The following is a 23,875-nucleotide window of genomic DNA, read 5'->3' on the forward strand; positions in this document are numbered from 1 at the left end:
ATAACCTTTACCATAATAGCATGAAAAGACATTCATTTCATGCTGACTATGCTAATAAAGGAAACTTTCATCGATATAATTGTATAACAAAATTTATTGTGTTTCATTCTACTATAAAATACCCTTCAATACGAAGGAAGGGATAAAGAATTATAAAACACTTTGCTATTATTTTCAATGTCAAAGAAGCCCCTACTCTATATAGACTTCATGTATAATAGGAAAGATTCCTAAATTGAAAAGAAAGTGAGTTTCTAACTATGTATGATGTAATCGTGATCGGTGGTGGCCCATCTGGTTTAATGGCGGCGATTGCTGCTGGAGAGCGGAAAAAGAAAGTTTTATTGTTAGAAAAAGGTGCAAAACTTGGAAAAAAATTAGCCATTTCTGGTGGCGGGCGCTGTAATGTGACCAATCGTTTGCCTGTTGAAGAAATCGTGAAGCATATACCTGGTAATGGTCGTTTTCTTTATAGTCCTTTTACCGTTTATAATAATGAAGATATTATCGCATTTTTTGAAGGGCTTGGTGTTGCTCTAAAAGAAGAGGATCATGGTAGAATGTTTCCTGTATCTAACCGTGCACAAGATGTTGTCGATGCGCTAATTCGTCAGCTTCAACGTTTACATGTTGAAGTTCGTTTACACACAGCCGTTAACAAGCTTGTCATGGATGAAGAAAAAATTCTCGGTGTCCGTCTTACAGATGGCTCCGAAATTCGTAGCCAAGCCGTCATTGTAGCCGTTGGTGGCAAGGCTGTCCCACAAACGGGATCGACAGGCGATGGCTATCCATGGGCAGAGCGAGCTGGCCATACAATTACAACTTTATTCCCAACAGAAGTCCCTGTTATCTCGAAAGAGGACTTCATTCAAGCACGTGAACTACAGGGTCTAGCCTTACGTGATGTTGCTGTCTCTGTGCTAAACAAAAAAGGTAAGGTACTCGTTACCCATCAAATGGACATGCTCTTTACACACTTTGGCTTAAGCGGTCCTGCCGTTTTACGCTGTAGCCAATTCGTTGTGAAAGAATTAATGAAAACAGGCTATGAGCCCGTAACAATGCGTATACAAACTTTAACTAATTATAATGAAGAAACATGTCTACAATATTTAAATAAGTTGATCAAAGAGGATCCGAAAAAAGCTGTGAAAAATATTTGGAAAGGCATCGCCCCAGAACGTTGGCTATTATTTTTATGTGAACAGGCAAATATCGATGTACAAGTAACGGGTGCCGAATTATCCCAAGATAAAATTCGTCAGCTAGCTCGTTTACTCGTTAACTTCACTTTGACAGTAAGTGGCACACAATCACTTGATAAAGCATTCGTTACAGGTGGTGGTGTCTCCGTAAAAGAAATTGAGCCAAAAACAATGGCTTCCAAGAGAAAAGAAGGCCTATTCTTCTGTGGTGAAATCCTAGATATTCACGGCTATACAGGAGGTTATAATATTACCTCTGCCCTTGTAACGGGACGTATTGCAGGAATGAATGCGGCATTATAATAATAGAAGAAAAAGCGTGTCCGGACAAAGCGGACACGCTTTTTTAGCTTTCACTAGACATATATACTTCTTCAAATGGCTGGATAATGACAAAGCCCTCACCAGAAAACGCCATCTGGATTGATTCGCCACTTCCACGACCAATAAATGTACGGAAGCTAATATCTGTTTTAAACTCAGGTGTTAAATTCCCTGACCACGCGACAGTGGCATGTGGGTCAGTATAAACCGTTTCACCTGGTTTTACTAATAATGTTAATGGTTCGAAGTGTGTTGTAATCGCTACTTTCCCTGTCCCTTGTAACGTTACATTAAATAAACCACCTGACATGATGCCAGCCATTTTTCGCATTAACCGTATATCCCAGTTGATGCTAGGCTCAAAAGCAAGTAGATCATTACCATTTACACAAAGACTGTCGTTTTTCAAATCAAAGACGGTTACTTTCTTACCTTGATCGGCTAAATAAAGTCTGCCCTTTCCACTTGCTTTCATCAATTGTGTACCTTCACCTGTTAAAGCCTTTTTAAACATCTTACCAAGTCCGTGCTCCAACACGCGCTCACGTTCAAATTTAATGTCTCCTGTATAGGAAATCATTGCGCCCATTTTGGACCATACTTCACCGTTTAAATTAACCTCTAATACACGCTCAGTTTCCAATTCAAAATAATCATTTTCTTGATCATCCTGCTGTGTTTTATGAACAAATTCATCTAAAGAAAATTTCCCCATAGTAGATCCCTCCCTAATTACTTTATATACGATTACTTTTGAGAAAAGATTCAAATTTTAGCGCTTTATCCCTTACCCCATCTTTCGTTACAAATTTTCTCTTTTAATAACGAAATTTTTTCATTTCCAGTAATGGTATTGACATCAGGTATGCACTGTTATACATTAAACGAGGAACCGATAATTGTTATATAACAATCAATGCAAAAAAATAACTATATAAGTGCCATGTGCGAAATGACACCTATACAGTTATCGCAAAAATAGATTATTGAGTAGCGGAAACGTCTCCAACATTTTGTGCCGCTTTTAAAGCAGTTTGTTTACGTACATCAGCACGTAATGTGATTGAAATGATTAATGAAGCAGCGATTAACCCTGCAAATACATAGAATACAGGAATATAGCTTCCATAAGCATTTTTGATAGTGCTTACTAACAACGGTCCGAAAATACCACCCAATGACCAAGTTGTTAATAAATAACCATGGATCACACCAAGTTGTTTCGTTCCAAATAAATCACTTGCAAAAGCAGGTAAATTTGAGAATCCTCCACCATAGCAACTAACGACTAAGAAAATAAGTGCTTGGAAAATAATCACGTTCGTTGTATGTGGTAAAACGATAAATGTAATTAGCTGTGCTGTAAAGAAAATAACAAATACATTTGAACGTCCAATATAATCAGATACAGCGGCCCAAATTAAACGACCACCACCATTAAATAACCCCATGATTCCTACCATCGCTGCAGCTCCTGCAACTGATAGCCCGACAATTTCCTGCGCCATAGGTGAGGCAACAGAAATCATCATAATTCCTGCAGTAACATTCACTAAATGCATAGACCATAGCATCCAGAAATGCTTTGTTTTGACAGCCTCACGTGCTGACATAACTGCTAAATCTTTCTTTACTACTTCTTTGCCGTTATCGGCTGCTGCCTTCATATTAGCTGGCATATAACCAGGCTTAGGCGGCGCTATATATGAAGCCCCTAAGATCATTAACGTGAAATAACTTGCCCCTAAAATAAAGTATGTTGTAGAGATGCCAACTGCCTCCATTAAGTTGGCTGCGACTGGCGCTGTAATTAGTGCACCAGATCCAAAACCAAGTACGGCCATCCCTGTTGCTAGACCTCGTCGATCTGGGAACCATTTTACAAGCGTTGATACTGGCGCAATATAACCAATCCCCATACCTAATCCACTAAGTACGCCATATGTTAACCAGTACAACACGACCGAATCCATTGAAATTGCAACTCCTGCACCAGCTTGTCCTGCTCCAAATAAGACCGCTGCTACCATCGCCGATTTACGTGGTCCCATCTTCTCTACTAAACTACCAAATAATGCAGCTGAAAACCCAGCAAGCCCCATCATAATGGTAAAGGCAACCGTTACCTTTGTTTCACTCCATCCCATTTCTGTGACAATCGGTATCTTGTATACACTGTATGCATAGGCTCCACCGATTGAAAGGTGAATAGCGATTGCAGATAATGCAATTAACCATCTATTTTTATTCATAAATTCTCATTTCTCCCCTCTTTTGCTACCTGTGAAAATTCTATGAACGTCCATGTTAAACAATTTACCACTTAGAATTATTCAAATGCAAGATGTTTTTCTAAAAAATATTATTTCTCCAAAAAGTATTTTGTTTTTCCATTAATATTTTTCATTAAATAAACCCTACATTTTCTAAGCAAAACAGCGTTTATACTACAAAAAGCATAACACCTTTTAGCTATTATTACTTTTCTACTCTATTTTACAAATAACCATTAATTATATCAAAATAATTATTTTTGTGCATAATTTCACATTCAACAGATACATACGTCTCTTTTTACCATTTTTAACAGGAGGCAACAACACTTGAAATACAGCAAATGCATTACACATAATATAGAAATTTTTAGAATAAGAGAGAATTTCACAATAGAAAAAGACAAATTTTTTATTTTTAAAAATATCCTTAAAAATGGTATAACACCTCTTTTTTTACTTTAAATTGTAAAATAATATTTTTATAACAATACAGTGAATGTATAATTTTTAAACCACTTTCAATTTTCCTTCATTTTTATTATTCAAATATATATTTTTTTCAACTAAAATTGAACGTTTAACACTCTGAGTCACAATGAATTGCTTCTATCAGGTTATAAATATGCTAGAACAAGTCCATTTTTCGTGAAATATTATTTTTGTAAAAAAACAAAACATATACAAAAAAAACAGCATGCTAGAAATATTTCCAACATACTGTACAAAATAATAGATTTTTTAAGTTGTTTTTCTTTTCATAAAAAGCAAAGTTCTTATTTCCTTATAGTAAATACATAGCAGAATTCCTAGTAAAATCAATAAGGAGCCATATACTTGGACACTTGTAGGAAATTGCTTTAAAAAAATCGCACTTAATAGCATAGCGATAGCTGGCTCAAAATTCAATAATAGCGAAGCATTCGTTGAGCCAATCTCCTTCATTTTTTGATTCCAAAGTAAATTACTAATCCCATGAATAATAACCGCTGATAAAATGAGCAGCATCCAATAAGAGTATGTTACTTGCCAATTTATTCGTGTCCACATCGTAAACGAAAATGGGACAAGCACCAGCAAACCGATTAGATTTGTATAAAAGGTGATGGACTGGGCTGATAATTTCAGACTGAGATGATTCACAATAATAAGAAATAAGGCAAAGCTTAGCATCGTAATTAAACTTAGCACCTCTCCCTTTCCAATAGAAATGGTGATGAGGGCTCCTTTAGTAATGATGAGGCCAACTCCTATAAATGAAATGATTGCCCCTAACCAAAATATACCGTTTCGTGATTCATGATAAATCATTTTATTTAGTAAAGATGTGACAATCGGTGCGCAGGCTAAAATTAATGCCGCGGTAATAGGAGAGGTATGCTGGAGACTTGCATAGAAGCTATAGTGATTGACGGAAACACCTAGTATTCCTGCAATGATCAGCAACAGTAGGTCATTGCGTGTAAACGTTGTACGAATAATTGCCTTCCAACTAATGCAGCCTAAAAATAGAACAATGACCATTAATCTAAAAATAGCAACCATGATAGGAGACCAATGTTCAATTAAAATAGAGCCAATAATAAAGTTACTGGCCCAAAAAAATACACAGCTAAATAAAATCATATAGATCGTTAGTTGCTTCATATTTATCGCACCTGTATATAAGAGACTTCTACATAGTTCATGATCAACTCTTTTAAAAATCTACTTCCCTTTCTTGTATTTCTTCCTATCTATTAAAACATAAGTATAGCAAACTAGAAAATTTCTAGTTTGCTATAGTATCTAAATAAGGGGGATTTAGATTGATACTTAATGGATAAACTTGCCTTTTGACATTACCACCCGTTTTGATGGCTTACGTGCAATGACTTCAGCGCTAGAAACGGCGTCAAAGAAAACAAAGCTTGCTTCATCTTGCACGCTTGGCCAAACCTTTTGACCATTGGCATCCAATGGTGTGACACCATTTGTAATGTATTTTAATGTTTGTCGAATAGAACGCTCATCTAGCTTACGGGTATTGTCCGCAAAAGTCGTTGCTTTTTCTAAAATATCTCCAGAGCCATATGGACTCCATGAATCATAAAAACCATCACAACCAAAGTGAACATCTACTCCATGCTCTGTTAGTAAATCAATGGGTGGGATTAATCGTCTTAAATCAAATGGCACCGTTGACATAATTTTTACTTGCTGCTGCGCTAGACGATCTGCAATTTTATGCTGTTCCAAAGCTGTTACATCCCCAAGAGAAAAGGCATGACTAATAGCCGTTCTCCCTTGATAGTTTGCATCCTCTACAATATCGATCCATTTATCGATTGTATAATAGCCAACATGACCACCATCATGTAGGTGAATATCAACATCTACGTTAAATTCTTGTGCGATATTCATGACTTCATAAAGAGAAGGCTCTATTGAATTATCAATACCAGCAGGATCTAGCCCACCAATCATCGTTGCCCCATTGCGCAAGGCTTCACGTAATAATTTAGGCACATCGTCTTTTAGTAAGCCATGCTGTGGAAAGGCAATGACTTCTGATGTCACAACATCTTTATAATCTTCCAATGCTTCTAGCACACCCTCTAAGTTTTTTAAGCCAATGTACGGATCGATATTGACATGTGTACGGATATGATTGGCACCATTATGGAGGATTTTCTCAATCATGGCTGCAGCTCGTTGTTTCCCAGTCGTTGCAAGGACCGATAATTCTTGTGCTTCACGACCCAAGCGTTCTTTCAAGTTTTTTACAGGCACACATGCTTTCCACGGTAAAGATAAGTATGTCTTATCTAAGTGATTATGCATTTCTTTAAAGGCTGGTAATAGCAGCTTCCCTTTCATATCTGTTACTTCATCTAGAGAGTCAATTGTTTGTGTTGCTGGTACAATTTGAGAAATAAAGCCATCCGTAATTTCAAGGTGAAAAAGCTCCACCTTTGTACCGATAGTATCATTTTCTTTTAGATATTCTCCTGTTTCAAGTAGAACATTTGTAAGCCAGTGCTTCATCTGTATTCTCCTTTCAACTCTCCAACTTCCTGTTGGTGAATAATATGTCCTTGTGAAATAACTGTAGAAATAGGGCATCTTCTTGCTACAACATGCGCAGTACTAATTCCATCTACTAAAAGCATATTGGCTTTATCACCAACCCGTGGCCAAACACGTTCTCCTGCATCATTCAATGGAGTAATGCCACCCGAAGCATATTTCCAAGCGCGACTTAATGAATATTCATCAATAAAACGGAATCTCTCCGCCATTACATTTAACTTCATAATGGTGTTTCCTGTACCATAAGGAGACCAATGATCTGTTAAACTATCATGTCCAACAGAAACTTTTACACCATTGTTATAAAGGTATGGAATAGGTATCGTCGAGCGATTAATATCCGTTGGTACCGTTGTTGTAACATCCATTTGAACAGCAGCCATCGCCTGAACTAAGTTTTCTAATCTTGATTGTTCTAAATCCGCAAGCGCCATTGCATGACTAATTGTAACTTGTCCTTCTTTTTTCGCCTGTTTGGTTAATTCGATTAGTTTATAAAATTCAAATTCACCTAAAGTATTAGCTGTATGAATATGAATATCAATCCCAGCCTGATAGTCTTGAGCAATAGCCATCGTTGTTTGCAATGACTTCTCAATATTTCTATCTACAATGGATGGGTCAACTCCTCCAACAAGCGTTGCCCCCATTGCCATCGCCTCACGGATCAGTCCTTCCACATTAGAGCGCAGTAAACCATGCTGTGGGAAAGCCACAATATCATAAGTAATTTGATCTTGATATGTTTCTAATACTTGCTTTGTAATTTCAATATGCTTGGTCCCAATTTGTGGGTCCACATTACAATGCGACCGTATATGTGTATGTCCTTGTGAAATTAACCACTTAACCATTTCCTCAGCCCGATAAGCCGCGGTCGGTAATTGTTTAGGAAGCAACGTTTGTTCTTCCTCGATGCGCGTTAATATCCCTTTTGTAATAGGTCTTGGCGCCTGCCACTCTCCACCAAAATAAGTTTTATCTATATGAATATGCATTTCTCGGAAAGATGGTACTAATAATTGCTTCTGAGCATCTACTATCTCTACATCGCCATCGACTACTATATTCTTATCTATTTGTTGAACATATCCATCTACAATTAGAACATCATAAATAGCAGTACGCGTTGCAACAATGCGTTCATTTTCATGCTCAAATGCCTCTTCTAATCTCACATTTTTCAGCAGTAATTTATTCATAGTTTCCTCCTCATTGGTATTTGTAGGTTTCACCAAGTTTGATTATTCTACAATTTCAACGCCACTGATCATCGTATAGTTAGATGCATCTAACCAGAACCCTTTAACAGCATTACTGTAAACAGCTAAATGCTCGTAGTTACGAACTGGAATATACACAGCATCATCTAACTCCATTTGCATTGCTTTTTTGTAGATTTCATTACGTGCCTCTTGATTTGATTCAGAACGTCCTTGCTCAATTAGCTTGTCTATTTCTGGATTTGAATAGTAGAAATGGTTTCCTGGAGGTCCCATAGAAGCCGTATGGAATAGATTAAATTGGTTATAATCAGCATCTCCAGTTGCATTACCCCAGCCACTAATAAATATTTGGTGTTGTTCTTTCGTAATTTCAGAAATAAATGCGCCGTATTCCATTACTTGAATATCAACGTCTAGACCAATGCCCTTCAATTGAGATTGAATAACCTCTGCCATATTAATACGCTCTTTACGGTCGCTCGTTAGTAATTTAACTTTTGTTCCTTCTTTAACACCCGCTTCTTTTAGTAGTTCTTTTGCTTTTACTACATCATAATCATATGGCTTTGTTTCACTAGAATAACCGATAATTTTTGGACTCATTGCGGAATTGGCAAGTGTGCCTACATTATCATAAATACCGCTAATAATTGCTTCACGGTCCACTGCATAACTAATTGCTTGACGCACTTTAACATCTGATAACAGTTCATCCTTCACATTGAAACCAATGAATTCTACTGCCAATCCTTCTGCACGGAATAGATTCATAGTTGACGAATTTTCAATACGATCAATTTCAGTTACTGGTACTTGCTCAGCGATATGCGCTTCTCCGCTTTCAATCATCGCTAAACGTGTAGAATCCTCGGGTACTACTTTAAATGTTACTTTATCTACTTTTGGTACCGTACCCCAATAGTCTTTGTTTGAATTTAATGTAATTTCTTGACCCGATTTCCAAGCATCAAATACAAATGGACCTGTCCCTACTGGATGTGTTGCTAATTCATCTGCCGCTTCTGCAATAGCTTTCGGGCTAATCATACTACCTTCCTGACTTGCTAAAATTGATAAAAGTGGTGCATATGGCTCCTTTAATTTCATCGTGACAACATACGTATCATCGACTACTACTTCACTAATCATTGATAATTTATCACGCTGTGGTGAACCAGTCTCTGGATCTAAAATGCGATCGAATGTAGCTTTTACAGCTTCCGCATTAAAATCAGCTCCATCATGGAATTTAATGCCTTCATTTAAATTAAACGTCCATGTGACATCATCTTTTTGTTCCCACTCTTTTGCAAGTAATGGAGCAATTTTACGATCTCTATCAAAAGCAACAAGTGTTTCATATACTTTGCCATGAATTATATTCGCTGAAGGGATATCAGTAATAAAGTGAGGATCCAGGCTTGTTGCATCTGATGCTCTTAAAACAACTAATTCCCCTCCTACACTTTTCGATCCCTCATTGGAACCTTCAGCACTCTTATTACTAGCAGTTGAGCATGCCTGCAAAACTAGAACAGTAATTAGTGTCATCAATAAAAAAACCTTCATTCTCTTCATAAACATTTCCTCCTTTTATGTTTTCGTCCTTACATTTCGAATTATAAAGAAATAAAATTCACTTGTTTTTTAAAATCTTTACTTGTTTTTTAAATTTTCTGACTAATACCTTCTAAAATATTTACATTCTTTACGCTTTTCACTAAATTGAAATCAAATCAAATAGAAAAGGAGTTTCATTATGGATAAAGTAACTACTACTATAGACCATGCTGTTTTAGTGAATGCACGTAAAGCTTCTAGAAAAAAGAATCTTGTCTCGTTCCTAAACAAAATCAAAAAAAATAAGGCCGCTGTCGCAGGGGGTATCATCATTCTTCTCTATATATTGATGTTTCTTATCGGGCCAATTATAGCTCCTTATGATCCATTCGATGTTCAGTTAGATCAAAAATTACAAGGACCCAGTTTAGATCATTTAATGGGGACAGATGACAAAGGACGAGATATTTTAAGTCGAATATTATATGGCTCCCGTTTATCTCTTGGTGTTGGTATTTCAGCCGTGTTATTTGGTGGAACAATTGGGACAATCCTCGGCCTTATCTCTGGCTACTATGGAAGATGGATTGATTCGATTATTAGTCGTATTTTAGATATCATGCTTGCCTTTCCAGGTATATTACTAGCTTTAGCGATTGTCAGCGCATTAGGACCAAGTCTTATTAATGTAACTATTGCTGTTGGATTCTTTTCCATCCCTATGTTTGCCCGTATTGTACGTGGATCGACAATGGAAGTAAAAAAATTAGAATATATCGATGCTGTTAAAACACTCGGTGCGAATGATATGACCATATTAATCAAGCATATCTTCCCGAATATTTTATCACCTATTATTGTCCAAGCATCTATGCGTTTAGCAACAGCCATTTTATCTGCTGCAGGTCTGTCATTCTTAGGATTAGGTGCACAACCGCCATCTCCTGAATGGGGTGCCATGCTATCCAATGGGAGGGATTTTCTTTTTACGGCCCCATATATGGCCCTTTTCCCAGGTATTATGATTTCCATCCTTGTTCTAGGATTTAACCTATTCGGAGATGGTTTACGAGATGCTTTAGATCCAAGAATGAAAAATTAAAGGAGAGAAGTTATATGACATTATTTATCCTAAAACGACTTGCTCAAATTATCCCCGTGACGCTCGGTGTAACGCTTGTTGTTTTTCTAATTATGCAAATGATTCCAGGCGATCCGGCCATCATTTTAGCTGGTGAAGGAGCTTCACAAGAAACCGTTAATGAATTGCGTGAAAATTTAGGACTGAATAAGCCTTTAGCTATTCAATATACAGATTACATTAAAAATCTTTTACAAGGTGACATGGGTCATTCTTTAAAAAATAATCAACCTGTATTTGAAGAAATTACGGCTCGTTTACCAATTACAATTGAGCTGGCCTTTTATAGTATTTTAATTACTATTGTTCTCGGGCTGATTGCCGGCATCATCTCAGCAATCCGCCCTTATTCCTTCATGGATGTTGGTTTAATGATTGTGGCATTATTAGGAATCTCGCTCCCTAGTTTCTGGTTAGGTATTTTATTAATGTACGTTTTCTCCGTTCAGTTACATTGGCTACCTGTTGCAGGCTGGGACAGTGCTAAACATATTATTCTACCTGCGGTTACACTCGGCGCAGGTGGTGCTGCCATCGTTGCACGTATGACACGTTCAAGTATGTTAGAAGTCGTCAATCAAGATTATATTCGAACGGCTAAAGCTAAAGGCTTAAAAGGTTATATTATCATTTTAAAGCATGCATTAAGGAATGCTTTAATTCCAGTTATTACAGTAGTAGGCTTACAGTTTGGTAGTTTACTTGGCGGCACAGTATTAGTAGAATCTGTTTTCGCCGTGAACGGATTAGGTCGAATGATTGTCGATGCAATTCGTACACGAGATATACCAATCGTTCAAGGAGGCGTGCTAGTCGCTTCATTAATATTCGTATTCATTAATCTTTTCGTCGATATTTTGTATCGAATCTTTAATAAACGGATGGATTTAAACTAGGGAGGGAAAAAACAGATGAAACAAGATACAGTGTTAGAAGTTAAGAATTTACAAACTTTTTTTTATTCGAGTGAGGGAGTCGCTAAAGCTGTGGACGGTGTTTCCTTTACACTTCAAAAAGGAGAAACACTGGGCATTGTCGGAGAATCTGGTTGTGGGAAATCCATGACTTCCCTATCACTACTTCGATTAGTCCCTTCACCCCCTGGCAAAATTGTTAATGGTGAAATTCTTTTAAACAATACAGACATCTTGAAATTATCAGATGAAGAATTACGTAAAATTCGAGGCAATAAAATATCAATGATTTTCCAAGAGCCTATGACAAGCTTAAATCCTGTGCTATCCGTTGGTGAACAAATCGCTGAATCCATTCGTTTACACCAAGGTTTATCACGTAAAGAAGCATGGCAAAAAGCGGTGGATATGATTCGCCTAGTTGGCATTCCAGCCCCTGAAAAAAGAGCGAAACAAGAGCCGTATCAGCTAAGTGGCGGGATGCGTCAACGTATTATGATAGCGATGGCACTTGCTTGTACGCCAGATGTTTTAATTGCTGACGAACCGACGACTGCCTTAGATGTAACCATTCAAGCTCAAATTATTGATATTATTCAAAATTTGCAAAAGCAGTTAGGAATGAGCATTATCTTCATTACCCATGATCTTGGTGTTGTAGCTGAGATTTGCGATAAAATCGCCGTTATGTATGCAGGGCAGGTTGTAGAGGAAGGCACAACTGATAGCCTTTTTGAAAAACCATTACATCCTTATACTAATGGTTTAATTCAATCCTTGCCAAAACTATATGAGGATCAAGAGGAATTATCTACTATTCATGGAACCGTTCCAAGTCCATATCATTATCCAATTGGCTGCCGCTATGCAGAACGCTGTCCATTTGCTACAGACTTATGCCTTGAAAAACAGCCTGAACTTCTTACGATTGAGCCAGGGAAAAAGGTAAGATGCTGGATGTACAGTAAGGAATGGCAGGGAGCAACACTTATGGAGGAGATGACCTTATGATAAAAGAGCAGCAAGCACAGCCACTATTACAAGTAAATAATTTAAAACAACATTTTTCCTTAAAAAAAGAAAAACTCTTCGGTCCACAGCAGGTGGTTAAAGCGGTGGACGGTGTTTCCTTTGAGATTATGCCTGGTGAAACACTTAGTATTGTTGGAGAATCTGGCTGCGGTAAATCAACGACAAGTCGCTCTATTTTAAGATTAGATGAGCCTACATCTGGAGAAGTGTTATTATTCGGCAAAAATTTAGTAACGATGAATAAAAAAGAGCTGCGAGTAGCGCGCAAGGACATTCAAATAATTTTCCAAGATCCTTATGCATCTCTGAACCCAAGACGCACCATTCGCAAAATGTTAACAGAGGCCATGTCTATTCAAAAAATAGTTCCTCCAGAGCAGCAAGAGGCACGCATGATTGAATTAATGTCACTTGTTGGACTGCGACCAGAATATTTAGAGCGTTATCCACATGAATTTTCTGGTGGGCAACGTCAACGTATTGGGATCGCAAGAGCACTTGCGGTCAATCCCAAAATTATTATTTGTGATGAATCAGTTTCTGCCCTGGACGTATCTATCCAAGCACAAATTTTAAATTTACTGAAACAGCTACAAAAAGATTTAGATTTAACCTTTTTATTTATCTCACATGATTTAAGTGTGGTGCGCCATATATCAGACCGGATAATGGTTATGTATCTTGGAAAAGTCGTAGAAATTGCTGATAAGCAATCCCTTTTCACCCAGCCGCATCACCCTTATACAAAAGCACTGTTTTCGTCGATTCCAGTCATTGATAAGGAGCATCGTAAGGAGCGTATTATTTTAAAGGGAGATCTACCATCACCGTTAAATCCCCCCACAGGCTGTAGCTTCCATACACGTTGTCCGTTCGCTACAGATAAATGTAAAGCAGAGGTGCCCGCTTTACGGGAAATTACGGCAACCCATAAGGTAGCTTGCCATTTTGCAGAAAATTTAGTTTAATGTAACTTACACTTATAAATTCAATGGAGAGGTCATTATGTTACAACTAGAAACCTTCAACATATATATTCTCCTATGTGTAATCGCTCCAATTATTGGAGCTTTTCTGCTTACTTTTATATTTATTTTCGAAAAACAAATTGATAGCCTAGAGGAAGAAAAAAGAAATTTAGAGCTAAAGCAAGATTTACAAAGAGCCAATATTCTTCAGCTAAATCAGCAAATACAGCCCCATTTCTTTTTTAACGCATTAAATTCATTACTGAGCCTAGCCCGTATCAATCGAAAGGAAGATTTGGTAGCGGGCATTGAGGCCTTAGCAACGTTTTTTAAATTTAAATATAATAATCATGAGGTGTTAATTGCTTTAAAAAACGAGGTGCTATTTGTCGATAGCTATTTAAATATTCAACAGCTACGCTTTGGACATCGTTTGACGGTCCATAAGTATGTTGATGATGCAGCATTATCTGTACAAATACCACCATTTATTCTCCAGACCATTATTGAAAATGCATATAAACATGGCTTTGAAAAGCATATAGGACCTGCTGAACTTTTCATTTATATAAAGAAAATGGACAAGTTTTTATTAATAGAAATAAAAAATACACAACCATCAGAAAAGATAGAATCGGCTATTGAGCAAGTAGAAGATGAATTGCAGCAAGGTTATGGTCTTGAAAATATTAAAAAACGTCTCGAGCTTATTTATGGACTCGAAAGTATTTTATTTTCAATTCAAAACGATCAACATTTTTACACTGTAACGATCCATGTTCCCGCTTAGGCTTTCTACTAATTTGAATATGAAAGGAGAACCTCAACATGAATATATTAATCGCAGATGATGAGCCTTTAGAGCTTGAGCAAATGATTTATTTATTAAAGCCACATTTCCCTAATTGGACATTCCATACTGCTCAGGACGCTTCACAAGCTCTGCAATTAGCTAAAAAGCACCGTATGACTATCGCCTTTTTGGATATTCAAATGCCTGGGAAAGATGGAATCACTTTAAGTAAAGAGTTAAAAGAACTTTATGATGTAGACATTATAATGGTAACAGCCTATCAAACCTTTGAATATGCGCAGCAAGCGTTACGTATTGGAGTAAAGGACTATCTAACAAAGCCTGTTATTGCTAGTGAATTAAATGCTATTGTGGAGAAATATAAAGTATGGAGCTCTAACCATGATGCGATCCAAAGCGCCCTTTCCTATATTCATGAAAACTATCATGAAAAACTGAGTTTAAATATTATTGCTGAAAAAATCCATTTAAACCCTAGTTATTTAAGTCGTAAGTTTTTGGAGGAGCAATCCATCGGCATTAATGAATATATTAATAATTATCGCCTAGAGATGGCCGTGAAGAAAATAAGTGAAAATCTAGATGCTAGTATGTCAGCAATTGCGGAGAGCTGTGGTTTTAATAGCCAACACTATTTTAGTGTAGCTTTTAAGAAAAAATATAATCAATCACCTCGTCAATATAAATCGTCTAAAACGAGTAAAGGTAATTGAAGATATGCTAAAGAAATTTTCATTGCTCGTACCATTTGCAAGTTTAAGCACAGCAGCAGGTGTCATCATACTTTTAGCGAGATGGATTAATGGTAATTTACTATTGTCCTCTCCTTCTGCCCTTATTTCGTATGGCTTTATGGCGGGCATTTGTTATACATTAGCGACAGCCATTTCATTTGTCATACTGGGCTCATTATTAAAAAAGAGTGATTACACACAAAACCAGCATACACAAAGCTTTTTACTCTTTACGATACAGAAAAAATTGAGTGGTATGAATTTAAAAGTCATACGATTTTTTTACCTTTTAACAGGCATTGAACTTTGGTTAATACAATTAATAAGCATTAGTGTGTTATCTGAAATTATGTTAACCATACCAGTCCCCGTCACAATTTTGTTATTTTTGGTGGGCATGCTCCTCCTGGATCGCATGATGTCTGTGAAAAGTATATTGTGGCTAGAAATATTATTTATCATCGCTTTATTTTCTTTACTTATTTTTATCCCTATTTATTATTTTGTACAAAATGGTGCTAGCACCGTTTATGAAGGTATTCGCTTGTATCACCCTTATTTATTTTATTTTAAAAATAGTGAAATCCTGCTGTTCTATGTCATTATTCAACTAGCCGTTTTAGGACAAGTTCTCTTTGATAAATCAACATGGTATTTAATCGCCTTTATTAAGCCAAAAAAAGTAGGTCGCAGCCTGTTTTCTTCAGGTGTGATTTTAGCTTTATTAACGCTATCCTTTACAGCTATTTTAATGATTGCTTTATATAGTGGCTCATTTGGTCAGTTTCAAATTCTAATTTTTACGTTTTTATATGAAGTACAGCCTGGGTTTCTGACATTTGCTTTCCTTGTCATTGTACTGTTGGCCATTATCACAACCTTACTTGTGGATTTGCGGGCAACCAAACGATTTTTTGTGAAGAAAAGGCCCTATTACTTTTATCTAATTGGTCTACTCATCCTTTTATTTACCTTTTTCTTATCTATCGATTTAACGATTTTAGGAGTTATTTATTCTTTCGCATTTCTTCACATTACCATGCTACCGTTTATGTTTATTCTTTTATTTACGAATCGTCATATTCATAAACATAACTGGCTTGTCATACTGTTTTCCATCATCATAGGGATCGGTGTTGGTTTAAGCTTCAATGCTCTTTACGGATTAGCAGCTAGCTTTATGATATCTAGTATTTATCAATTAATGCTACAGACTGAAACGGAAGATAAAAACGCCTGAATTCGCAAAATAGCGGGTTCAGGCGTTTGTCTTCTGTAAAAAACGTTTTTTAAAGAATATCTTTGTTCGAAGCGATCCGGTTGACGATAATAGGCAAAAAATACATCTTGAACAATTTCCTCAGCTATCGTCCAGTCCTTTACATATAAATACGCCACTCGCACTCGTAAACAATATTCTCCATGCTCCTCCATGACCGCCTCTAAATGCTCACTCACCGTAACACCTCCAATGTATATTCACTTTATAGTCGTAATGATGGGTCATTTGGTTTCCAAAAAAAGAAATAATCTTTTCAAAAACTATGTTTCATTTAAACGATGGACATAATATTTCAAAAACATCACACAATAAAATATGTTTCCACATTTGAAGGTGATGTTATTTTGAATGGATGTGAACAACTTTATGCAAGAAGTAGTTTTGAGTTCCCCCATTCAGGGAAATCATCCTGTAAGTATGTCATATAAAGAAATGATTTAGTTGTTTTGATACTGGATTCGTCCTTTTCGTATGCCAAGTCGCATACTTTTTTTCTTTTAACTCTTGAATAGCTAGTTAAAAAACTGTTATAGTGAGATTGTTTGTCTGACGTCTGACAAATTAAGTTCTTTGGTTGTTCTGCAAATTTTTAGATGGAACATTTTGAGCAAAAGAATATTTGTTGTCTTGGATTCAAACGCCCTAAATTATACTTATGGAGGAATTTATGAAATACTTAATATCCCTTTGTGGATTGCTACTTGTTTTTGGTTTAGCTCTGTTAATGAGTAAAAACAAAAAAGAAATAAAATATAAATATATATTGATTATGTTAATCATTCAATTTATATTAGCGGCTTTACTTCTAAATACAACGATTGGTTATGTTCTAATCAAAGGAATAACAAATGTATTTGATCATTTATTATCCTACGCAAATACAGGTATATCATTTGTTTTTGGTGGTATAGCGAATGAAGGAGAATCTCCATTCTTCTTAGGTGTCTTATTACCAATTGTCTTTATATCTGTGTTAATCGGGATTTTACAGCATTTCAAAATCCTTCCTTTCCTCATGAGATGGATCGGTTATTTTTTAAGTAAAGTAAGTGGCATGGGAAAATTGGAGTCCTATAATGCTGTTGCTTCAGCAATGGTAGGTCAATCTGAGGTATTCATTACAGTCAAAAAACAATTAGACAAGGTCACTCCTCAGCGTATGTATACATTATGTGCATCCGCGATGTCGACCGTCTCTATGTCAGTTGTTGGCGCGTACATGACGATGATTGAACCAAAATATGTCGTAACGGCGATTGTTTTAAACTTATTTGGTGGTTTTATAATTGTTTCCATCATTAATCCGTATACCGTAAAAGAAGAGGAAGATATCTTAACCATTGAAGATGAGCAGAAGCAAGCTTTCTTCCAAATGCTTGGTGAATATATTATGGATGGCTTTAAGGTAGCCATCATTGTTGGAGCCATGCTGATTGGCTTCGTAGCATTAATGGATTTAATCAATTCATTGTTTGATATGATTATCGGTGTTTCTTTCCAAGAAATATTAGGCTATATCTTTGCACCAATTGCTTTCCTAATGGGTATCCCATGGGCAGATGCTGTTTCAGCTGGAGGAATAATGGCCACTAAATTAGTAACGAATGAATTTGTTGCTATGATCAACCTTGGAGAAATTGAGAACACAATGAGCGAACGTACGCTAGGTATTATTTCTGTATTCCTAGTATCCTTTGCTAACTTTTCATCCATTGGTATTATTTCTGGGGCAGTCAAAGGGTTAAATGAAAGACAAGGAAATGTTGTTGCACGTTTCGGCTTAAAGTTGCTTTATGGAGCGACACTTGTAAGTATTTTAACGGCAATAATTGTTGGCTTGATTATTTAAATTGAATATGGGACTATTTTTTAAACTGCACTCGATGGTTGGGTGCAGTTTTTCTGTATTGTAACTTCCTATCATCTCACTTTGGCAAGACAAAATAGATATGTGGACACGAGTATGCATTTCATTGTAATTTTATGACAAAGGAAATTTACTTGTAGTATAAGTAAAGGTGTGGGCACACGTGAACTGGAATAGCATAAAAAAGAACACTCATTTGTTTTAACTCTTAAACAAATGAGTGTTCTTTCAGCTTTTCAACGTTCTGAATAATAGTTTAAAGAGGTTCTGCTCTTGAATGGGATCTATCCATTCCTTCACTTCAAATACTAATTTAAAAAGGACAAAACATATTAGTGATATAAAATATGTTTTGTCCTTTGATTTATTTATCTTTTTTTAATTTAGGTTTTGATAACTAAGTTTTAGTAATGCACATTTGAAATTATGTCTCTTTATTTAACGACAATATTTACAAGTTTGCCTGGAATAACGATAACTTTTACTAAGCTCTTTCCTGCCATATATTCTTGTACTTTTTCATCTGCAAGCGCTATTTTTTCAATGTCTTCTTTTGAAGCATCTTTAGCTACGACAATTTTGGCACGAACTTTACCAGCAACTTGCACCGCTACTTCCACTTCATCATCTACAAGTTTTAACTCATCGTATGTTGGCCATTGCTCATAAGAAAGTGTTCCTTCATGACCTAATAGCTTCCAAAGCTCTTCTGCGATATGAGGAGCCATTGGTGCCAACATTTTAACAAAGCCTTCCGCATAAGCTGTTGGGATTACTTCAGCTTTATAGCAATCGTTGATAAATACCATCATTTGTGAAATAGCAGTATTAAAGCGGATACCTTCATAATCCTCTGTCACTTTTTTCACTGTTTGGTGGTATGATTTTTCTAATGTTGCATCATTAGACACTTGAATTTTCGCTGAAATCGTTCCATCCTCTTCATTGACAAGTAGACGCCAAATACGATCTAAGAAGCGACGTGCCCCATCTAAACCATTTGTAGACCAAGCTACAGAAGCCTCAAGTGGCCCCATGAACATTTCATAAAGACGCAATGTATCTGCACCATGTGACTCAATGATTTCGTCTGGGTTCACAACATTCCCTTTAGATTTAGACATTTTTTCATTACCTTCACCAAGAATCATACCTTGGTTAAATAATTTCTGGAATGGCTCTTTCGTATGAACAACGCCTAAATCATATAACACTTTATGCCAGAAGCGTGCGTATAGTAAATGCAATACAGCATGCTCTGCTCCACCAATATAAATATCAACTGGTAACCAGCGTTTTAGTAATTCTGGGTCTGCAATTGCTTCTGTATTGGTAGGATCGATATAGCGTAAGAAGTACCAGCTAGATCCTGCCCATTGCGGCATTGTATTTGTTTCACGGCGTCCCTTTTTACCTGTCTCTGGATCTACAACATTGACCCATTCTGCAATGTTAGCTAATGGTGATTCACCAGTTCCTGAAGGACGGATATTATCTGTTTTCGGTAGCATTAACGGTAATTCCGATTCTGGAACTGCTGTTATCGTACCATCTTCCCAATGGATCATTGGAATAGGCTCTCCCCAGTAACGCTGACGAGAGAATAGCCAGTCGCGCAGACGATAAGATATCTTCTTCTCTCCAACGCCTTTTTGCTCTAACCATTCAATTGCTTTAGCAATACCCTCTACTTTATTTAAGCCATTTAGGAAATCAGAGTTAATATGTTGCCCATCACCTGTAAATGCTTCTTTACTAATGTCCCCACCTTCAAGAACAGGAACAATGTCTAAATTGAATGCTGATGCAAATTCATAGTCACGCTCATCATGTGCAGGAACCGCCATAATAGCACCTGTTCCATAAGACACTAATACATAGTCTGCAATCCAAATTGGCACTTTTTTACCGTTAATCGGATTTACTGCATAGGCACCTGTAAATACGCCAGTTTTTTCTTTTGCTAAATCTGTACGCTCTAAATCAGACTTCATTTTAACTTTTTCTAAATAAGTTTCAACCGCTTGACGTTGATCAGCTGTCGTTATTTGTTCCACTAATTTATGCTCAGGTGCAAGCACACAATATGTAGCGCCAAATAGTGTATCAGGGCGAGTTGTGAACACGGTAAAGTTCTCATCAGTCCCATCGATACCAAATGTTACCTCTGCTCCTTCTGAACGTCCAATCCAGTTACGCTGCATATCTTTAATAGACTCTGGCCAATCAACTTCCTCTAAGTCATCAATTAAACGATCTGCATAGGCAGTAATTTTAAGCATCCATTGCTTCATTGGTCGACGTTCTACTGGATGTCCACCACGCTCTGATTTGCCATCAATTACTTCTTCATTCGCCAATACCGTACCAAGTGCTGGACACCAGTTAACAGCTACTTCATCCACATAAGCTAAACCTTTGTTATAAAGCTGGATAAAAATCCATTGTGTCCATTTATAATACTCTGGATCAGTCGTGTTAATTTCACGATCCCAATCATAGCTGAAACCTAGCTCTTGAATTTGACGTTTGAATGTCGCAATATTTTTCGCTGTAAATTCTGCCGGATCATTCCCCGTATCAAGTGCATATTGCTCCGCTGGTAAACCAAACGCATCCCAGCCCATTGGATGTAATACATTATAGCCTTGCATACGTTTAAAGCGTGATAGAATATCTGTCGCCGTATATCCTTCTGGATGTCCTACGTGTAGTCCAGCGCCAGATGGATATGGGAACATATCTAATGCAAAGAATTTAGGCTTTTCTGTTTCATTTTCAGTTTTGAATGTTTTGTTATCAGCCCAATATTGCTGCCACTTTTTTTCAATTTGTTGATGATTAAAACTCATTTTTTTTCCTCCTTCAATGAATCTTGCTGCTCTTCATTAGAATTGACAAAATATTTAAAAAATAAAAAAACTCGCCCCTTCCTTATAGAAGGGACGAGAGAATTTGCACTCCCGCGGTACCACCCAAATTAGTGATTACACTCGGCTCAAGCTTCCTTAACGCGGAAGAAACGACACACGCTATTTCACGCGGGCAGACTCAGTAGGCGAGTTCGATTTGCTTTCCTACTAGCTTTCACCAGCCGCTAGCTCTCTAAAAAGAACCACAAATCTACTATTCCTCATCACAGTCTTTACATGATATTGCATTTATTCTAATGGAAAGTATTGAAAAGCACAAGCCTTTGTTTACAGCTTACCCATTACTGAACAATTAATTCCTTTTTTTCCTCAGATTTAGAGAATTCTTTGCATTCATGAAAAGCAAAATGCTGACATCCAATACATCGATTTCTGTCCAAATAGCTGAAGGCTCTTGTAATCGCTTCTCCTGTATGCTGATAAAAATGATGGGCTCCAATTTTATCGTAAAGTCCATTTTGCTGAAGGGCTATCTTTAAGTCATCCTGTACCCCTGTTACCAAAATGTTGCCACCCTGTGCTGTAAAATTGTCAATGATATTGCTAAAATATGCTTCACCCGTAGAGTCCATAAAGGGCACTTTCCCCATGCGTAATATCAAAACTCTAGATTGCTGTTGTAAAGTGCTTGCTATCGTTTGTTCAAATCTTTGTGCTGCACCAAAGAACAGTGGACCTTCGATGGTATACAAGCTTATTTGTGGACAATCATGCTGTTGGTGAACGACATGATGCTGCACCTTCTCGCTTTTATTCGAATGGTCTGGTAGTACCTTTGTCACAACAAGCTTTTCACTCATGCGTTTTGCAAACAATAGCACGGCTAACACAAGCCCTACTTCTACCGCTAATGTAAGGCTAGTAAATACGGTTAATAAAAAGGTAATTAATAAAACGAGCGAATCACCAGATTTCAATTTTATAATATGAGCAAAATGCTTACGTTCACTCATATTCCAAGCAACTACCATTAATACGGGTGCCATACTTGCTAAAGGTATATGGGAAGCATATGGTGCTAATAACAATAAGGTGATTAATACAAACACACCATGGATGATACCCGACATTGGGGATACTGCCCCTGTTTTAATGTTAGTTGCAGTACGAGCAATCGCTCCTGTCGCAGGTATTCCTCCAAACATCGGCGTTACGATATTGGCAATTCCTTGACCGATTAGCTCTCGATTACTATTATGCTTGCTATTCGTCATCCCGTCTGCCACGACTGCAGATAACAACGACTCGATACCTCCAAGCATCGCGATGACAAATGCAGGTCCAATAAGCTGCTGTAGGCGCTCGATTGTAATAGTAGGTATTGCGAAATAGGGTAATGTATTAGGTATTTGACCATAGGCTGTGGCAATCGTAGCCACTTGACCTGAAAAAAAGAAAGTCGCCACAAGAGTGGAGACTATAATACCCACTAATGCACCGGGAACCTTTGGAAAGAATTTAGGTGTCATCATTATTGTTATGAAACAAATGACTGCTGTTAAAATACTGAAAATATTAGTAGTTCCAATTTGCTTTCCTATCTCTTGAATATTCGCTATAAAATACTCATGTCTTGTCATATTGGTTAGTCCTAAAAAATTGGCAATTTGACCTGTAAAAATAATTACTGCTATACCTGCTGTAAAACCAATTGTTACAGGACGGGGAATAAATTTTATTAAGGTCCCTAGCTTAAAAATGCCCATTAAGCAAAGCAATACCCCCGCCATTAAACCTGCCAGTAATAAATCCTCATAGCCATACGTTAGGACAATTCCTAAAAGAATCGGCACAAAAGCCCCTGTAGGTCCTCCAATTTGATATTTTGATCCACCAAAAATGGAAATCAAAACACCTGCAATACAAGCCGTATAAATACCATATTCAGGCTTTACACCTGATGCAATAGCAAAGGACATTGCAAGTGGAATAGCAACGATTCCAACAATGATTCCGGACAATAAATCCTTTTTAGCATGATGGACTGAATACCCTTCAAAACGTCCTGTAAACAGTGACTTCATAGATAAATCTTCCCTTCCCAATAATAAGCAAAGCATAACTTTTCCACATTATGGAGGTTACTTATTTTCTTCGTCACTATCATTACTTGTCATTTCCTCTAATCTTGAAATGGTATGAACTAAATGGTTATTAAAAATATCCTTGGCCACACCAAGTAATTCACCAATCATCGGATCGCTTAAAGAATAGTAAACTTTCTTGCCTTCTTTCACTCCATAAACGATATTTTTAGCGCGTAATACACTTAGCTGCTGAGAAACGGCGGATCCCTCTTTCTCTAAGCAATCTTGAATCTCATTGACACTCTTCTGACCTTCTACAAGAAGTTCCAGTATTCTAATACGTAATGGATGTGCTAACGCTTTAAAAAAATCTGCCTTAAACTGCTGCAATCCTTCTTCCATAAAATAAACCCCCCCATACAACTACATATTCAAATATTTGAATATGTATGATTGTAAGCCTATATTGATAATTTTTCAATATCCACTATGAAAAAAAG

Annotated in this window: 19 protein-coding genes and 1 other annotated feature; of the genes, 9 read left to right on the top strand and 10 right to left on the bottom strand. The window is 36.9% G+C overall.

The window, feature by feature from the left end:
- Positions 1-260 precede the first annotated feature (260 nt).
- Positions 261-1,511 carry an NAD(P)/FAD-dependent oxidoreductase gene (locus MKX57_RS18425; RefSeq protein WP_008176688.1) on the top strand — a complete coding sequence of 417 codons (1,251 nt, stop codon included), beginning with the start codon at positions 261-263 and terminating at the stop codon, positions 1,509-1,511.
- Between the two features lie 43 nt (positions 1,512-1,554).
- On the opposite strand, the gene MKX57_RS18430 is transcribed toward MKX57_RS18425, so the two are convergent.
- The 6 genes from MKX57_RS18430 to MKX57_RS18455 all read right to left on the bottom strand — a co-directional run bounded on the left by MKX57_RS18430 (position 1,555) and on the right by MKX57_RS18455 (position 9,681).
- Positions 1,555-2,247 carry an AIM24 family protein gene (locus tag MKX57_RS18430; RefSeq protein WP_008176687.1) on the bottom strand — a complete coding sequence of 231 codons (693 nt, stop codon included), beginning with the start codon at positions 2,245-2,247 and terminating at the stop codon, positions 1,555-1,557.
- Between the two features lie 268 nt (positions 2,248-2,515).
- Positions 2,516-3,784, bottom strand: a complete 1,269-nt coding sequence (locus tag MKX57_RS18435; RefSeq protein WP_008176685.1) for an OFA family MFS transporter — start codon at positions 3,782-3,784, stop codon at positions 2,516-2,518.
- A 762-nt stretch (positions 3,785-4,546) separates the two neighbouring features.
- Positions 4,547-5,452, bottom strand: coding sequence for a DMT family transporter (locus tag MKX57_RS18440; RefSeq protein ID WP_008176683.1), 906 nt, complete (start codon positions 5,450-5,452; stop codon positions 4,547-4,549).
- Between the two features lie 168 nt (positions 5,453-5,620).
- Complete coding sequence (locus tag MKX57_RS18445) at positions 5,621-6,832, bottom strand: amidohydrolase (protein WP_089985627.1); 1,212 nt, start codon at positions 6,830-6,832, stop codon at positions 5,621-5,623.
- On the bottom strand, positions 6,829-8,079 hold the full coding sequence (locus tag MKX57_RS18450) for an amidohydrolase family protein (RefSeq protein WP_043990197.1): 1,251 nt from the start codon (positions 8,077-8,079) through the stop codon (positions 6,829-6,831). Before MKX57_RS18450 ends, MKX57_RS18445 begins: the two co-directional genes overlap by 4 nt.
- A 42-nt stretch (positions 8,080-8,121) precedes the next feature.
- Positions 8,122-9,681 (bottom strand): glutathione ABC transporter substrate-binding protein, encoded by a 1,560-nt coding sequence (locus tag MKX57_RS18455; protein WP_107922379.1) that lies wholly within the window; start codon positions 9,679-9,681, stop codon positions 8,122-8,124.
- Positions 9,682-9,862: 181 nt separating this feature from the next.
- Here MKX57_RS18455 and MKX57_RS18460 point away from each other — a divergent pair, with 181 nt between their 5' ends.
- The 7 genes from MKX57_RS18460 to MKX57_RS18490 are packed head-to-tail and all read left to right on the top strand — an operon-like array spanning position 9,863 to position 16,506.
- Entirely contained in the window at positions 9,863-10,765 is a 903-nt protein-coding gene (locus MKX57_RS18460) for an ABC transporter permease (protein ID WP_008176675.1), read from the top strand.
- Positions 10,766-10,779: 14 nt separating this feature from the next.
- A complete protein-coding gene (nikB, locus tag MKX57_RS18465; RefSeq protein ID WP_008176673.1) occupies positions 10,780-11,700 on the top strand; it encodes a nickel ABC transporter permease in 921 nt (306 codons plus the stop codon).
- Between the two features lie 15 nt (positions 11,701-11,715).
- The gene (locus MKX57_RS18470) at positions 11,716-12,729 is read left to right on the top strand and encodes an ABC transporter ATP-binding protein (RefSeq protein ID WP_107922377.1); all 1,014 of its coding nucleotides are present in this window, start codon (positions 11,716-11,718) and stop codon (positions 12,727-12,729) included.
- Positions 12,726-13,718 (top strand): dipeptide ABC transporter ATP-binding protein, encoded by a 993-nt coding sequence (locus tag MKX57_RS18475; RefSeq protein WP_342550519.1) that lies wholly within the window; start codon positions 12,726-12,728, stop codon positions 13,716-13,718. Before MKX57_RS18470 ends, MKX57_RS18475 begins: the two co-directional genes overlap by 4 nt.
- 37 nt (positions 13,719-13,755) lie before the next feature.
- Positions 13,756-14,508: a histidine kinase gene (locus MKX57_RS18480; protein WP_008176667.1), complete on the top strand. Its 753-nt coding sequence runs from the start codon at positions 13,756-13,758 to the stop codon at positions 14,506-14,508.
- A 38-nt stretch (positions 14,509-14,546) separates the two neighbouring features.
- On the top strand, positions 14,547-15,245 hold the full coding sequence (locus MKX57_RS18485) for a response regulator (RefSeq protein ID WP_008176665.1): 699 nt from the start codon (positions 14,547-14,549) through the stop codon (positions 15,243-15,245).
- Between the two features lie 4 nt (positions 15,246-15,249).
- Complete coding sequence (locus tag MKX57_RS18490; protein ID WP_107922375.1) at positions 15,250-16,506, top strand: permease; 1,257 nt, start codon at positions 15,250-15,252, stop codon at positions 16,504-16,506.
- Here MKX57_RS18490 and MKX57_RS18495 read toward each other — a convergent pair.
- Entirely contained in the window at positions 16,464-16,724 is a 261-nt protein-coding gene (locus MKX57_RS18495) for a sigma factor (RefSeq protein ID WP_237068849.1), read from the bottom strand. The two genes, MKX57_RS18490 and MKX57_RS18495, sit on opposite strands and share 43 nt — an antisense overlap.
- Positions 16,725-17,215: 491 nt before the next feature.
- On the opposite strand from MKX57_RS18495, the gene MKX57_RS18500 reads away from it, so the two are divergent.
- Positions 17,216-18,397 carry a nucleoside transporter C-terminal domain-containing protein gene (locus tag MKX57_RS18500; RefSeq protein WP_043990191.1) on the top strand — a complete coding sequence of 394 codons (1,182 nt, stop codon included), beginning with the start codon at positions 17,216-17,218 and terminating at the stop codon, positions 18,395-18,397.
- A gap of 452 nt (positions 18,398-18,849) precedes the next feature.
- Here the strand turns inward: MKX57_RS18500 and leuS are convergent, their stop codons facing one another.
- The 3 genes from leuS to MKX57_RS18515 all read right to left on the bottom strand — a co-directional run bounded on the left by leuS (position 18,850) and on the right by MKX57_RS18515 (position 23,777).
- Positions 18,850-21,267, bottom strand: coding sequence for a leucine--tRNA ligase (leuS, locus tag MKX57_RS18505; protein WP_107922374.1), 2,418 nt, complete (start codon positions 21,265-21,267; stop codon positions 18,850-18,852).
- Between the two features lie 86 nt (positions 21,268-21,353).
- Positions 21,354-21,564 (bottom strand) — a binding site (T-box leader).
- Positions 21,565-21,629: 65 nt separating this feature from the next.
- Complete coding sequence (locus MKX57_RS18510; protein ID WP_107922373.1) at positions 21,630-23,372, bottom strand: SulP family inorganic anion transporter; 1,743 nt, start codon at positions 23,370-23,372, stop codon at positions 21,630-21,632.
- A gap of 57 nt (positions 23,373-23,429) precedes the next feature.
- Entirely contained in the window at positions 23,430-23,777 is a 348-nt protein-coding gene (locus MKX57_RS18515) for a metalloregulator ArsR/SmtB family transcription factor (RefSeq protein ID WP_008176651.1), read from the bottom strand.
- Between the last annotated feature and the right edge of the window lie 98 nt (positions 23,778-23,875).

It is taken from the genome of Lysinibacillus sp. FSL M8-0216 (assembly GCF_038595555.1).
In the GTDB taxonomy this organism is placed as follows: Bacteria; Bacillota; Bacilli; order Bacillales_A; family Planococcaceae; genus Lysinibacillus; species Lysinibacillus fusiformis.